Below are 13,395 nucleotides of genomic sequence, written 5' to 3'. Positions count from 1 at the left end.
CTCAGGCGAGCGGCCAGGTGCCGCTGGTCACAGGTACTGGCCGGTGCCGGGGCCGCCCGGACCGTGGCCGGGCGCATGGCCCGACGGCGGGAGCTGGCCCTGGCGCATCTGCTCGAGCTGGGCGCGGGCCGACATCTGCTGGGCGAACAGCGCCGTCTGAATGCCGTGGAACAGGCCTTCCAGCCAGCCGACCAGCTGCGCCTGGGCGATCCGGAGCTCCGCGTCGGACGGGGTCGAATCGTCGGTGAACGGCAGCGCGAGACGTTCGAGCTCCTCACGCAGCTCGGGTGCCAGGCCGTCCTCGAGCTCGCGGATCGACGACTGGTGGATCTCTTTGAGCCGGCTGCGGCTGGCGTCATCGAGAGGAGCGGCGCGAACCTCCTCGAGGAGCTGCTTGATCATCGTGCCGATCCGCATCACCTTCGCCGGCTGCTCGACCATGTCGGTGACGCTGGAGCCGCCGCCGCTCCCCGCGGAGTCGTCGTCCGGCCCGATCAGAATGACCTGCTCGTCACCGGAATTTGCCTGCCCGCCCGACGGCGGTCCACCGAATGCTCCAGAAGCCATGGTGCACAGCCTAGCGGCGTACCGGACACGTGCGGGGGGTCACAGGTCACCGGCTATTCTGACAGCCATGGCTTATGACGTCGCTCGGGTTCGGGGCTTGTTCCCGTCCCTCGGTGACGGCTGGATCCACCTGGAACCGCAGGCCGGAATGCAGATTCCGGACTCGGTGGCCACCACGGTGTCCAAGGCTTTCCGCGGGCTGGTGTCCTCGCCCGGCGGCGTGTATCCGGCGGCGCAGCAGACGGCCAAGATCGTCCAGGCGGCGCGGGCGGCGATCGGCGACCTGCTCGGCAGCGATCCCCGGGGCGTGGTTCTGGGCGGATCGCGCGGCGAGCTGCTGGGTGTCCTCGCCGAGGCGATGGGTCGGCGGCTCGGGCTCGGTCGCGAGGTGATCGTCAGCCGGCTGGATGACGAGGCCAACATTGCGCCGTGGATTCGCACCGCCGACCTGTACGGGGCGTCGGTGAAGTGGGTCGAGGTCGACATCGAGGACGGGCAGCTGCCCGCATGGCAGTTCGCGCAGCTGGTCACTCCGGCGACCAGCGTGCTCGCGGTGACACTGGCATCGTCGGTGATCGGCACCATGATCGACGTGAAGGCCGCCGCCGACGCGGTGCATTCGGTCGGCGGGCTGCTGGTGCTCGATGCGACCAGTGCGGCGCCGTACGTCGGGCTCGACATCGAAGACCTGCATGCCGACGTGGTCGTCGTGTCGGCGGAGCGCTGGGGCGGTCCGCGGGCGGCCGCGATGGCGTTCAAGGACCCGGGCCTGATCGAGCGGTTGCGGCCGATGTCGCTGGACCCGACGGCTCGCGGGCCGGAGCGCCTCGAGGTGGAGACCCATCAGCATGCGATGTTGGCGGGCGTCGTCGCTTCGGTGGAGTACCTGGCCGGCTTGGACGAGGCCGCGGCCGGTACGCGTCGGGAGCGGCTGGTGCAGTCGATCGACGCGATGGCCGACTACGAGCAGCGACTGCTGTACTACCTGATCAACTCACTGGAGCAGCTGAACTCGGTGCGGGTCATCGGCCGGGCGCCGGTGCGGGTGCCGACGGTCAGTTTCACGGTCGCCGACATTCCGGGTGACAAGGTGGTCCGGCGGTTGGCCGACAACGGGATCTGTGCGCTTGCCGACATTCCGTCGCGGCTGTTGAGCGGGCTCGGGGTGCACGACGTCGGCGGCGCCGTGACGATCGGGCTGGGGCCGTACTCGACGCCGTATGAGGTCGACCAATTGGTCCGCGCGTTGGGTTCGCTCGGCTGACGCTGCCGATCAGATCGTCAGCAGGACCTTGCCGCTGGAATCGGCCGACTCCAGGAATCGATGGGCCTCGGCGGCATCTTCCAGTGGGAATGCCTGTCCGACAATCGGTTTGATGGCGCCGGACTCGATCAGCGGCCACGTCACCTCGCGCACTCGGCTGATGATCGACGCCTTCTGGTCCAGTGGCCGGCCCCGCAGATTGGTCGCGGCGAAGGTGCCGCGTTTGCGCAGCAGGTCGTTGATGTTGATCTCGGCGACGACGCCGCCCTGCAGGCCGATCGTCACCAGACGACCGTCGACGGCCAGGGCAGAGATGTTGTGCGACAGGTACTTCGCCCCGATGATGTCGAGGATCACGTCGACCCGGTCCTTGAGAACCTCTCCGAACTCCTGGGTCCGGTAGTTGATCAGGATGTCGGCGCCCAGTTCGCCGCACAGATCGAGCTTCGCGTCCGAACCGGCGGTGACGGCGACCGTGGCGCCGAGGGCCTTGGCGAATTGAATTGCGTGCGTGCCGATTCCGCTGGAGCCGCCGTGGATCAGGACGGTCTCGCCCGGCGACAGGTGGGCGGTCATCATCAGGTTCGACAGCACGGTCGCCGACACCTCGGGGAGCCCGGCCGCCTCGGTGATCGCCACTCCGGCGGGCACCGGAAGAACCTGGACCGCCGGCACATTCACGTACTCCGCATAGCCGCCGCCGGTCAGCAGCGCGCAGACCAGATCGCCCGCCGCGAAGCCGGTCACATCGTCGGCGACGTGCTGCACGATCCCGGAGACCTCCAGGCCCAGAATGTCGCTGGCGCCGGGCGGCGGCGGATAGAAGCCCATGCGCTGCATGACATCGGCCCGGTTGAGGCCGGCCGCGACGACCTTGATGAGGACCTCGCCGGGTCCGGCCGAGGGGGTCGGGCGTTCCTCCACCCGCAGGTTCTCGGGTCCGCCGGGCTGGGCCACCGTGATCGCGCGCATGGGTCCAGTATCCTCACTGTCACTGGAAACGTGGCAGAGCGGCCGAATGCACTCGCCTTGAAAGCGAGCGTGGGTAAAACCACCGGGGGTTCAAATCCCTCCGTTTCCGCCAGACGCCCCTCCCTGCTGGTGCAGGTGAGGGGCGTTTCTAGTTGGTATTGGAAGTCCGCTGACCACTCTCTGCCCACATTTTGCCCACGTTGGCCGCTGACGCAGCCTTATTGAGCGCGACGCCCACAGCATCGAGATCGTCGTCGAACAGGTCCGCGTAGGTATCCAATGTCATTGCCGCGGAGGCATGTCCGAGCATCCGTTGCAGAGCCTTCACGTTCACGCCCGCTGAGACGGCCAGAGACGCCGCTGTGTGCCGCAAATCGTGGATCGGTGACCCGAGGTACCCCGGAGCGTTTCAAGGCCATAGCGAACCACGTGGTGTGCCCGGTGGGCCGCAGCAGATGACCGCCGCTGCCGTTGTCGAACACGAGATCGTCGCGCCCCTTGCCGGCGCACTGGGCCGCCAGCTCGAACACGACGAACTCGGGGATAGGCACCGAGCGGGACTCGTGGCTCTTGGGCGTGCCGACGTGAACCTTCTGGCCGACCTGGACCGCGTTCTCGGTGACCGTCAGACGCTTGCGCGGCAGATCGAGGTGTTTGACCCGCAGACCGATCGCCTCACCCCACCGGATGCCTGTGTAGGCGAGCAGGAGGACCAGGACGCGGCGCTGGCCTGCCTCGTCGGCGAGCTGGCCGACTTGCTCGTGCGTGAGGTAGGTCCGCGGCTTGCGTTTCTTACGCGGCAGATTCTCCGGTGTCCGAGCCGGGTTCGCGGCCAGCCGACGAGCCTTCACCGCGGAGTCGAGAATGCCGGCCAGCACCCCGTACGCCCGCAGCACGACCGTCGCGCCCGAGCCCTTCTTGCTCACCGTGCCGTCTGGCTCGGTGATCGTGCGGCCCATGTCCGCGATCCAGCGCTCTACCTGATCGAGGTCGATATCAGCGATCCGCTTGTTTCCCCAGCGGGGCTGCACGTGCTTGTCCCACGCGGTTTCGAGTGGCCGGTATGCCGATGGCTTGAGATCGGACTCTTTGCGCGCCAACCATTCCGGCGCCAGTTCGCCGACGGTGATCAGGCCGAGCTTCGGTGCCACGTATGTGCCGGACATCTTCTCGACCTCGACCGTGTTCGCGAACGCCTCGGCATCGCGCTTGGTCTTGAAGCCGCGCTTGTCGGTCTGCCGATGATCAGGCATCCGATACCGAACGCGGTAGCGCAGACCAGCCTTGGTCGAGTACTTCTCAATCGTTGCCATCGACCGCCGCCCTCAACTCAGCCTTTAGTGCGCGTAGCACTTGCCCCTTCTTCTGCGCATTGGCGTGGGGCCCAGCGATCCGGTCTCGTTCTGTCTCGACCGCGTGTCCCCACAAGGCGACGGAGGCCGTCACCACCATGTGGCGGGGTTGGCCGAGGTCGCGAGCTATCCGATCGGTTGCGGTGCCGGCTGCGCGCTCGGCGGCCTCGACGTCAGCGAGTGCAACGTCTGGAAATCGAACTGCGGCCTTGCGGATAGCGGCTAGTCCATCCGATGCGGACTGTCGGATCTCATCCGCGGTGTACACGTCGCCCGCGCTTGCCTCCACGGGACCGCCTCCAAGTATTCGACGTAGCTTGTCTGCCGAAAATGTAAGTGTTGCAGTAATTTCCATGCGATCGACATCATTGGGGACTAGGTCGACGAGAGTTAGCACCGTGTTGGTGGCGGCGCCGTATGCAGCCGCCGCGGCGATGAGTGTTCCGAGTGCGGGAGCAACCCGACCGCCTTCGAAATCGCCTACGCGAGACTCGGACCATCGGAGTCCGACAGACCGCGCTTCGCGCGCCACCGAATCCAGCGTTGTGCCGTGGCCTGTCCGGTGCTTCTTGGCGGCGGCGCCGACGGCCGACGCGAGTGAAACGGAGTCCATGCGGGACACGCTACTGGATTTTCAGTTGCTTGACACTTCTATCGGCATGTGATTCGCTCATATCAACCTACTGGAAATCACGTAGGTTGATTGAAAGGATGGATCACATGCCCAACCATCAAGGGACAGCCGCACAAGTGTCGTCCTATGGCACCCCAGAGCAGGTGGCCGAAATGCTGCACACCACAACGGGTTCCCTCGCTCAGGATCGGTACCTGAGCAAGGGGATTCCGTACGTCAAACACGGCCGGCGCGTGCTCTACGCCTGGTCCGATGTCTACGCGTACCTCGATGCGAACACCGTTACACCGGGCGGATCTGATGCGGCCTGACTACGCCGCGATGGAATCTGCTGCGGATCTCGGCCTCGGCTATCCGCCCGACGACGACACCGACGATTTGGTCGGTGCAAACAAGACGACCCCGGAGGTTGCCGCCTCCGAGGCCGTCTTGTCCAACCCCACTCACCAAATGACAGAAGGAAGAACAATGACAACTGTACCTACCCCGGCCGACCTCATCACCGTCCGCACGGGCGTGAGCACGAACGTCTCAGGGAAGAAAATCTTCGCCGACGCCTACCTCCTGCCTGGAGCTGGTGAAGGCGCATTCGTGCAGATCTGCCACGAGTCCCAGATGGCTGACGGCGAACTGCACGAGACCGGCGATGACCCGATGCGTCCCGATCAGGCAGATCGGCTCGCAGCCGCGCTCTCTCGGGCCGCAGCAGCAGCGCGCAGCCTCGACCATGACGAGGCGCATCCCGGCGAGCAGAACAGGGCTGGCCAGGCGCATCGCCTGCCCCATGACCTCGCCGACTTCGCCGCCGCTCTCAGCTATGTGCCAGAGCTGCCCGAGGAGGCGGGCGAGTACGTCGAAAACGTCGACTCGACGTGGATTGCAGACGTGATCGCACCCGGTAGCGATGACACACCCTCGCCGCACATGCACGTCGGTGTCGAGCGGTTCGGCAACAACCAGCCCGAATTTGACGCGCCGGTCCTGACGTACGAAATCAGCGTGGTGTTCGGACGCCAGGGTGAAGCGCTGCACCTGACGCCAGAGGCCGCGATCGAGATGGGCCGCCACCTTCTGGAGGCTGCCGCGTGGGCGACCCGCGATCGCGCACGGCACACCGACTGGATGCTCCGCAGTGGTGGTGAGTCCGAATGATCTGGATCGCAACGTTTCTCATCATCGCAGGCGTCAGCTGCATCGGCCTCGGGATCGCCTCGTACACACCCGAGCCGGAGCCGATCGAGATCGACCGAGGCAGGTGGGTCGATGAGTAAGACGAGCCGCGTCATCTTCAACCCGACCGACGACGAACTACTCGAAATCCTCAGGGACGCCGGGTATCGGGTCAGTGTCCCGTGTCGCCGCTGCGGCCATCCGCTGACAGCCGATCACTCGGTTGATCGTCGTCTGGGCCCCTCGTGTGCACGTCGGGAGGCGGCGTGATCGAGGAACCGATCAGGTGGAATCCGGTTGCCGCATTCGTGCGGCGCCGGGTTCTATCCGTCGCACCGATCGCCGGCAGCGTCGAGTGGATAGAGCTACTCGACGACGACCCGGCCAAGCTGTCCGGGCTGATCGTGGCAGGCAGCTGGTGGGCGCTCGAAACCGAACTCGCTCAACGCGACCAACGCGAATGGGCGCTGAAACAGACTGCTCTCGATGTTGCTGCACAACAAGATTGGTCCGCCGTCGCCAAGCGACTCCGTGACCGGGATGAGTTCTACGAATCTCACCCTCATCTTCGACGAAAGGCCGCCTGATGGCAGACAACACCTACGAGCGCGTGCTGTCACTGCGCCCGGCAACAAATATCCATGACGATGTACCCACATGGGCGTGGGAGTACGACGGAAAGGGCCGTATCGCGTTGGGCACCTTGGCTATCTACGCCGGCCGCCCTGGTGCCGGAAAGTCGACTCGCGCCCGCCAGGACGCCGCGAACTACAGCAGAGGCACGGTCGCCGGCTGCTGGCTCGGTCAGCCGCAGAATGTCGCATGGATCGGCTCCGAGGAGTCGGTGACCTATATCGGCAAGCCTGGGCTGCGCGCTGCCGGTGCCGACATGTCGCGGATCTACTTCCCCGAGGTCACCCTCGACGGTCAGGCCGTGCGATTCCTATCAGCGCACGACATGGACGAGCTCGCCAGCTTGCTGGTTGCCCACAAAATCACCGTCGTGGTGGTCGACCCGCTGATGTCGACGATCGGGTCTAAGACGGACATCAACCGCAACAACGAAGTACGCAACCTCGTCGAACCGTGGGCCCAGCTCGCGGAGAAGATCAACGGCATCGTCATCGGCGTCGCGCACCTGAACAAGTCCGGCAACGGCGACGTGGTGGCCGGCATCAACGGTTCGAGTGCATTCGGTGAAGTCGCCCGTGCGGTGTTCGGGTTCGCCAAGGACCCCGACTCCGACGACGGCGACCGCATCATGTCGCAGGAGAAGAATTCCATCGGCGACGAGGATCTCGCAATCACCTACCGGATCGAGCCGGTGACCGTCACAACCGATTCGGGTCGCAGCGCCGAGGTCGGTCGATTCGTCCTCGTCGGCAACTCCGACCGAACCGTCGGCGATGTACTCCGATCGGCCGGCATGGCACCACCCAAGTCGTCGCAGGATCACGACGAGATTGATTCGTGGCTGCGCTCAATGCTCTCGTGCGGCCCGGTCCTTGCCTCCGAGATCTTCACGGCCGCCGATGCGGCCGGGTACTCGAAGGACAAAGCGAAACGATCGAAGTCGCGGATCGGCGCCGAGGCGAGCAGGCCAGTCAATCCCGGCCCGTGGTGGTGGTCGATACCGACGAGTGAAACGGAGGATCGACCTTCCTCGTCGGTTCGGGAGCCGGATCTGACGGCCCTCCGAGCAGGGAGCAGAGAGCGGGCAGGGAGTACTACACCTGAGAGCCTGCTCCCTGCTCCCTGTGAGGTCAGAGCCGGTTTTCAGGGAGCAGGGAGCAGAGCGCAGGAGTGTGGTGAAAACCCGCGCTCTGTGCCAACCCCGCTCGCCGCCATGCGCCAGCACCATTCGGTGAACCCGCCGCGGAAACGGAGGCGTACCCGCGCCGGACGGCCCGTCGACACCACCGGACGGGAAGCATCGTGACCCGCCACAAGGGCGCCGATGCCGATGGCTGGATCGCTCTCGTCGGCCAGATCCTCGCCGGTGTGCCGCTGCTGCCCGGCGCCGCGTGCCTCGGCCGGTCGGAGTTGTTCGACGAACCCGAGCCCGACGACGAGCCCGCGCTGATCAGCTACCGGCATCGCGCCGCCGAGAAGATCTGCGCCACCTGCCCGGCCCGTGCGGCGTGCACCGAGTGGACCGCCACCACCAAACGATCGACAGTCGCCGGTCATCTTCCCGGCCGCGGACAACCGTCACCAGCCCGCAAAGCCCGACCCCGAAAGCGAGACGCAGCATGACACCCACACACCCAACAATGGACGACCCGAACATCAATCGCCGCCGTGCCGCGCAGCTGCTGCGGGCCAACCTCACCGGCTCTGACAGTGATGTGTCCGAGCTGCTCGATGCCGCATGGTCCGACGGCCAAGAAGTCGCGCTGGTCGGCATCATCGCCGAGCTGGTTTCCGGCATGTCCGAGCAACTGATCATCAACGCCGGCAGTGTCGAATCGGCGATCAAGACCTGCGACATGGTGCTGCTCGACCTCGCGCTCGGTGGCGACGATGACTGACGACGACCCCGCGGACACGAGCGTCGGCGGGCCGGAACTACGACGGGCGTGGCATCGCGGGCAGTGGATCGAGGTGCCGGCCGAGACCGCGCCGGAGTGGGATGGCGATGTGTGGCACGACGATCCGCCACGCTGACACCTCACGACGCCGCGTATTTGCCGTCAGCCTCCAGTAAAATCAGCCCCAGAGCTTGTGAAGGCCAGCGTCCAGGGAACCGTCGCCAGCGTCGTACGACAACTGGTAGGCCACGCCCAACACGTCCGTCTCGCAACTCATCTCAAAGACCAGGCTCAGGCCAGGCTCGAAGGGAACCGTCCCGCACTTAGGGGCCACGCCCGCCGGCCCCGTCTCCCCGGCAACTCACATCAAGTGCTGCAACTATGCGCATTTGTTCACCCGCCCAACGTGATTCACACACAGGGGGCAATCCGAATGGGAGAACCAACCATGAGTATTCGAAAGAAGAACCTTCGTGAAGCGGCGCAGGCGGCCTGCGCTACCGCCCGCGAGATCGCGGAGAAAGCGCAGGCCGAGAACCGCAACTTCACCACTGATGAGAAGGCCGCGTACGACGAGGCCATGCAACGCGCCCGCGACCTCACCGACCAGCTCAAAGCGGTCACTGCCGACGAAGAGGTGCTAGCCAATGCGCGCGCCCTCGCTGACGAGGTAGGCCCGGCCATCAAGGACGGTGACCTCATCGCTGCCGCGAAGTCCGGTCACCTCGGCCTCACCGGCCGCCGCGCCAAGAGCCTCGCCCGCAACATCGCGGACAACGCACTACGCCCGGTCACCATCACCGGACCCGATGGCCTGCGCGCCAAGTCGGTGATCGCGTCCGGCTCGCACTCGACGTCGATGCCGATGGCCGACACGATCGGCGAGATGGGCAAGCCACCGCAGTCGCTGCTCGATGTTCTCATCGCGCAGACAGTGGCGAGTCCGGCGTATTCGTACCTGCGTCAGACAACCCGCACCAACAACGCCGCCACGGTCGCCGAGGGCGCCACCAAGCCGACCTCGGTGTACACACTCACCAGCACCGACGCCCGACTGCGGGTGATCGCGCACCTGTCCGAACAGGTTCCGTCCTACACACTTTCGGACAATGCTGCGGTGCAGCGGTTCGTCGAGGACGAGTTGCTGTTCGGCCTGCGGACCGCCGTCGAGGCCCAGGTCGTCAACGGCGACGGCAGCGGGGAGAACCTGACCGGCATCTGCGGAACCTCGGGCATCCAGTCCCAGGCATTCGCCACCGACATCCTCACCTCGGTGCGCAAGGGCATCACCAAGCTCGAAGCCACCGGCTACACACCCGGCGTACTCGCGGTGTCGGCCGGCGACTGGGAAGCGCTCGAGTTGCTCACCGCAACCAGCGGTGCCACCGACGTGCGTGGTGTCCCGGTCGATGCCGTTGCCCGCCGCCTGTGGGGAGTGCAGACCGTGGTCTGCGGGTCACTGCCGGCCAAGACCGCACTGATGCTCGACCTCTCGGCGGTCACCGTCGACAGTGATGGCGTGATCGACACCCGCTGGTCCGATGCAGTGTCCGACGACTTCCAGAAGAACTACGTGCGTGCACGTACCGAGGGACGCTTCGGACTCAGCGTGTACAAGCCGATGGGAGTCGTGAAGATCGCCACCGCCTCGGCCTAACAAGACCGGCCGGGCCTTCAACTGCGCCCGGCCCCTCGGCTAGCTCCCTCTGAAAGTTGTCTCCTCCTGGGCCAGAGGGATCGAACCGAGACACGCAGCCCCCTCGACCGTCCATCACCGGGCCATCGAGGGGGCTGCCGTCGTTTAGCGGGCCCACGACGCACCCTCAGAGCTCTGTGTGTGCAAGCGTCGACTCACCTGCGAGTCGCCCAATCAGTCAGTCGCACGCGATCCGAACCCCCTGGTCTGACCCAGGCCGGTAGGGGGTGCAGATCTCAACCACCAGCGCCAAAACGCGACTCCGTGGTGAGTCGCCGTTTATCCCTCCGGCGTTTTTTCCACCACCGCAAGATGGCCGAAATTCCTCAATTCTCAGGTTCGTGATGCATTATTGGCGCATGACTGCTGCGCGGTGCACCGACGACATCGATCCGATCCGGGCGATGAGTGAGGCGGGCGTTCTGTACGAGCGCTATCTCGACATCGCTTCGACGAACATCGCCGCGGTGCAAGAGCAGCCCGAGTTCATCGCGCCGCGTCCGGCACCGATGACGTTGACCTTCACTTCGTAGTGCCAGCGTGGGATGAGCTCCTACGCGAGGCCGACAGTCGCCCAGAGCAGGAGCGGGGCGCCTGGATGCAATCCGCGTTGAACACCGCACTTGCCGAGATTGGGACCTTGCGCGGCGGCCGTAACGTGATTTTGTTCGCGTCCGCGTTCCTTCAGAAACCGGACATTCCGGGCACCTACTTGATGATTAACAACGAGGACATCAACGGCCTCATGAGCGTGATCTACAAGATGGATTGCTCGAAAGGGTTGACCCTGATCCTTCACACCCCCGGTGGCGTGACTACCGCGGCGGAGTCGGTTGTGTCTTACGTCCGAACGAAATTCACGGATGTCGAGGTGATCGTGCCGACGTTTGCGATGTCAGCAGGCACGATGATCTGCCTTTCGGCGGATCGACTGATCATGGGTCGGCAAAGTCAGCTCGGACCGATCGACCCGCAGATGAGTGTGGGCGGTGGCCGCAGCATGTCCGCTCGCGCAATCACTGAGCAGTTCGACCGAGCCAAACGAGAAATCCTCGAAGACGTTGGTACGGCGCATGTTTGGGCGCCAATCATGCAGAGCCACGGACCTGCGCTGCTGCAAGAGGCGCAGAACGCGTTGGACTACTCCGAGCGAATGGTTGCACGGTGGCTGACCAAGGGAATGTTCCGTGAGATGGGTAGTGATGCGGAGTCCAAGGGAAAAGCAGTCGCCCACCACTTCAATGACGCTAGCGAGCATAAGAGCCACGGCCGGCGCATCGACCGCGACGAGGCTCGCCAACAGGGAGTGACGGTTGAAGATCTCGAAGACAACCAGTCTTTGCAAGAGCAAGTCCTCACGGCCTACCACCTCATGACGATCATCTTCACGCAGACACCTGCCGTAAAGCTGCTTTGGAGTGATGCAGGACGGCTATGGCAGAAGGCCTGGACCGGGTCACAAACGTAAGCGCCGTTGCAGCACCGAGTGACGCCCCACCTCTGCCCACATTTTGCCCACACTTGCCCTCGAAATCGGGTGATCAGTCCTGAATCACACTGATGTGGTTCAGCAGTTCAGAGCAGTATCAGCCGTCCGAGCAGAGGGTGAAATTGGGTTCAAATCCCTCCGTTTCCGCCAACTTTGCGACGCGAATCCAACACGCCACCGCACTTCCCGCACCGATCAGGTGTCGGAAGTGCGGTGGGGTGTTGGATCTGCGCCGGTCGTCGCGCGGTCGATCTCCGCCTTGATCTCGGCTTTGAGTTTGCGGCTGACCTGTCCGCGCTTCTGGGCGTTGGCGTCGGTACCCGCGAGCTTGTCGCGCTGCGCGCTGAAGGTGTGGCCCCACAGCTGCGCCGAGTACCCGGCCAGGTCGGCCTCGCTGACGCCGAGCCCGCGAGCGAGCCTGCTCTCGGGTTCTCCGGATTCGCGCAGGACGGCGCGGATGGTGTCGGCCGACAGCGGCGGTCCCGTGTAGTCGGCCAGCAGCCGGCGATCCCGGTCCGCGTCGATCGCGTCGTCGGCCGGCAGGTCCGCCGGCTTGCCCGCGAAGGCATCTACGACGGCCGAGGCGGGCAGCTGGATCCTGCCGATCTCCGTGTAGCCGTCGTGCCGAAGCAGGTCGGCTACGAGAACCGTCCGGCCGAGCAGGTTCGACAGCCCGTGCGCCACGGTGAAAAGCGTTGCGACTGTGGGTGAGACGCGTCCGAGTTCCAGCTCGGACACCCGCGACGTGGGCCACGGTCCGAACTCGCGCAACGCCTTCGACAGAGCGTCGCCCGTGTGACCCGCACCGGTGCGCATCCGGCGGACGTTGTCGCCCACGATCTGGCCGAGAGGTGTTACCGAAACCATGCCCGCAACGTTACCGGAATTTTCGGGGCTTGATCCCGAGCCTCGGGTCAGTTGCGTTTGATGATCGCGGTGATGCCGAGGCCCACCATGACGATGCCGAGCACGATCGTGCCGATCAGTCCGGATCCGGCGTCGATGTGCCCGCCGTAGCCGGAGATCTCGTCGTTCCGGTTGCTCAGGTCGCCCAGGTCGGCCAGCCCGACGATGGTGATGAGCAGGCCCATGATCGTGCCGACGATGCCGGCGGCGAGGTGGACTCCCGCCGACCGCCTGGTGTCCGCGCTGATCACCGCGACGATTCCGGCGATGACCGCCATCGCCAGGGTGATCCAGCCGTCTTTGCCGTCGTCGGTGCCGTGCACCGAGACCTCGGCGCCGAGAACGGTTGCGGTGGCCCAGGGCAGGAACGCACAGATGACCACGAGAACCGACGTCGCGGCAATGAGCCAGCGGATGACCGCCACGGCCTGCGACGGCGGCGTTGGCGGGGCGTAGGGCTGGTACGGGCTGCCGGCGAGGTAGGAACCAGGCGGTGGTCCGTACTGGTTGCCGACGTAGGGGTACGGGTTTCCGGGATACCCGCCGGGTGCGTTCGGGATCGGTCCGACGGCTCCGGGCGGCAGCGGTGCGTATCCGGGCGGCGAATACGGCTGCGTGCCATACGGATCCGGGTACGGCGGTGCCGGCGGCGCAGCGCTCGCGGGATCCGGCGATGGCGCCGGCGTCCATCCCTCCGGGATGGCGTCCTCGGGGTCGGGACCGGTCGGCGGTTGTGTCATGGTCAAACTCTAGTCTGCAATGTCTGATTGTCGATGCGGTGCGGCAGGAGTCAGGGCAGGACGTCCCGGTGCGC

18 protein-coding genes, 1 tRNA gene and 1 pseudogene are annotated in these 13,395 nt (G+C 65.4%); 14 read left to right on the top strand and 6 right to left on the bottom strand.

What is annotated here, in order from left to right:
* Positions 1 to 27: 27 nt before the first annotated feature.
* On the bottom strand, positions 28 to 567 hold the full coding sequence (locus tag G341_RS0117125) for a bacterial proteasome activator family protein (protein WP_018180389.1): 540 nt from the start codon (positions 565 to 567) through the stop codon (positions 28 to 30).
* 67 nt (positions 568 to 634) lie between these two features.
* On the opposite strand from G341_RS0117125, the gene G341_RS0117120 reads away from it, so the two are divergent.
* Entirely contained in the window at positions 635 to 1,831 is a 1,197-nt protein-coding gene (locus G341_RS0117120) for a cysteine desulfurase-like protein (RefSeq protein WP_026303806.1), read from the top strand.
* A 9-nt stretch (positions 1,832 to 1,840) separates the two neighbouring features.
* Here G341_RS0117120 and G341_RS0117115 read toward each other — a convergent pair whose 3' ends face one another.
* Complete coding sequence (locus G341_RS0117115; RefSeq protein WP_018180387.1) at positions 1,841 to 2,803, bottom strand: NAD(P)H-quinone oxidoreductase; 963 nt, start codon at positions 2,801 to 2,803, stop codon at positions 1,841 to 1,843.
* 24 nt (positions 2,804 to 2,827) lie between these two features.
* On the opposite strand from G341_RS0117115, the gene G341_RS0117110 reads away from it, so the two are divergent.
* Positions 2,828 to 2,915, top strand: a tRNA-Ser gene (locus G341_RS0117110).
* 36 nt (positions 2,916 to 2,951) lie between these two features.
* On the opposite strand, the pseudogene G341_RS22405 reads toward G341_RS0117110, so the two are convergent.
* Both G341_RS22405 and G341_RS23840 read right to left on the bottom strand, forming a co-directional pair.
* A pseudogene (locus tag G341_RS22405) lies at positions 2,952 to 4,116 on the bottom strand (tyrosine-type recombinase/integrase).
* The gene (locus tag G341_RS23840) at positions 4,103 to 4,768 is read right to left on the bottom strand and encodes a hypothetical protein (RefSeq protein ID WP_043451806.1); all 666 of its coding nucleotides are present in this window, start codon (positions 4,766 to 4,768) and stop codon (positions 4,103 to 4,105) included. The pseudogene G341_RS22405 and the gene G341_RS23840 overlap by 14 nt, the downstream one beginning before the upstream one ends.
* A 98-nt stretch (positions 4,769 to 4,866) precedes the next feature.
* Between G341_RS23840 and G341_RS0117095 the strand changes: the two genes are divergently transcribed.
* From G341_RS0117095 to G341_RS22385, 12 genes are all read left to right on the top strand, one after another.
* Positions 4,867 to 5,100 (top strand): helix-turn-helix domain-containing protein, encoded by a 234-nt coding sequence (locus G341_RS0117095; protein WP_018180384.1) that lies wholly within the window; start codon positions 4,867 to 4,869, stop codon positions 5,098 to 5,100.
* Positions 5,090 to 5,941 carry a hypothetical protein gene (locus G341_RS0117090; protein ID WP_018180383.1) on the top strand — a complete coding sequence of 284 codons (852 nt, stop codon included), beginning with the start codon at positions 5,090 to 5,092 and terminating at the stop codon, positions 5,939 to 5,941. Before G341_RS0117095 ends, G341_RS0117090 begins: the two co-directional genes overlap by 11 nt.
* Complete coding sequence (locus tag G341_RS24315) at positions 5,938 to 6,060, top strand: hypothetical protein (RefSeq protein ID WP_018180382.1); 123 nt, start codon at positions 5,938 to 5,940, stop codon at positions 6,058 to 6,060. Before G341_RS0117090 ends, G341_RS24315 begins: the two co-directional genes overlap by 4 nt.
* Entirely contained in the window at positions 6,053 to 6,229 is a 177-nt protein-coding gene (locus tag G341_RS24430) for a DUF6011 domain-containing protein (RefSeq protein ID WP_222836609.1), read from the top strand. Before G341_RS24315 ends, G341_RS24430 begins: the two co-directional genes overlap by 8 nt.
* On the top strand, positions 6,226 to 6,546 hold the full coding sequence (locus G341_RS22400; protein WP_018180381.1) for a DUF2742 domain-containing protein: 321 nt from the start codon (positions 6,226 to 6,228) through the stop codon (positions 6,544 to 6,546). Before G341_RS24430 ends, G341_RS22400 begins: the two co-directional genes overlap by 4 nt.
* Positions 6,546 to 7,898 carry an AAA family ATPase gene (locus tag G341_RS0117075; RefSeq protein WP_018180380.1) on the top strand — a complete coding sequence of 451 codons (1,353 nt, stop codon included), beginning with the start codon at positions 6,546 to 6,548 and terminating at the stop codon, positions 7,896 to 7,898. The genes G341_RS22400 and G341_RS0117075 overlap by 1 nt, the downstream gene beginning before the upstream one ends.
* Complete coding sequence (locus G341_RS23140) at positions 7,895 to 8,215, top strand: hypothetical protein (protein WP_018180379.1); 321 nt, start codon at positions 7,895 to 7,897, stop codon at positions 8,213 to 8,215. The genes G341_RS0117075 and G341_RS23140 overlap by 4 nt, the downstream gene beginning before the upstream one ends.
* Positions 8,212 to 8,490 carry a hypothetical protein gene (locus G341_RS0117065; protein ID WP_155827025.1) on the top strand — a complete coding sequence of 93 codons (279 nt, stop codon included), beginning with the start codon at positions 8,212 to 8,214 and terminating at the stop codon, positions 8,488 to 8,490. The genes G341_RS23140 and G341_RS0117065 overlap by 4 nt, the downstream gene beginning before the upstream one ends.
* Complete coding sequence (locus G341_RS23835) at positions 8,483 to 8,626, top strand: hypothetical protein (protein WP_018180377.1); 144 nt, start codon at positions 8,483 to 8,485, stop codon at positions 8,624 to 8,626. The genes G341_RS0117065 and G341_RS23835 overlap by 8 nt, the downstream gene beginning before the upstream one ends.
* A gap of 312 nt (positions 8,627 to 8,938) precedes the next feature.
* Complete coding sequence (locus tag G341_RS22390) at positions 8,939 to 10,147, top strand: phage major capsid protein (RefSeq protein WP_018180375.1); 1,209 nt, start codon at positions 8,939 to 8,941, stop codon at positions 10,145 to 10,147.
* A gap of 398 nt (positions 10,148 to 10,545) precedes the next feature.
* A complete protein-coding gene (locus tag G341_RS0117045) occupies positions 10,546 to 10,719 on the top strand; it encodes a hypothetical protein (RefSeq protein WP_155827024.1) in 174 nt (57 codons plus the stop codon).
* A 65-nt stretch (positions 10,720 to 10,784) separates the two neighbouring features.
* Complete coding sequence (locus G341_RS22385; RefSeq protein WP_155827023.1) at positions 10,785 to 11,654, top strand: SDH family Clp fold serine proteinase; 870 nt, start codon at positions 10,785 to 10,787, stop codon at positions 11,652 to 11,654.
* Positions 11,655 to 11,870: 216 nt separating this feature from the next.
* Here G341_RS22385 and G341_RS0117035 read toward each other — a convergent pair whose 3' ends face one another.
* Together G341_RS0117035 and G341_RS23135 are read right to left on the bottom strand one after the other, a co-directional pair.
* Positions 11,871 to 12,542 (bottom strand): helix-turn-helix transcriptional regulator, encoded by a 672-nt coding sequence (locus tag G341_RS0117035; RefSeq protein WP_043451804.1) that lies wholly within the window; start codon positions 12,540 to 12,542, stop codon positions 11,871 to 11,873.
* A 47-nt stretch (positions 12,543 to 12,589) separates the two neighbouring features.
* Positions 12,590 to 13,321 carry a DUF3824 domain-containing protein gene (locus G341_RS23135; RefSeq protein WP_018180371.1) on the bottom strand — a complete coding sequence of 244 codons (732 nt, stop codon included), beginning with the start codon at positions 13,319 to 13,321 and terminating at the stop codon, positions 12,590 to 12,592.
* Positions 13,322 to 13,395: the final 74 nt, after the last annotated feature.

The organism is Jongsikchunia kroppenstedtii DSM 45133 (assembly GCF_000380485.1).
Classification (GTDB): Bacteria; Actinomycetota; Actinomycetes; order Mycobacteriales; family Mycobacteriaceae; genus Jongsikchunia; species Jongsikchunia kroppenstedtii.
Note: the sequence above shows the minus strand (reverse complement) of the source record. Positions and strands in the feature narration are given on the sequence as shown.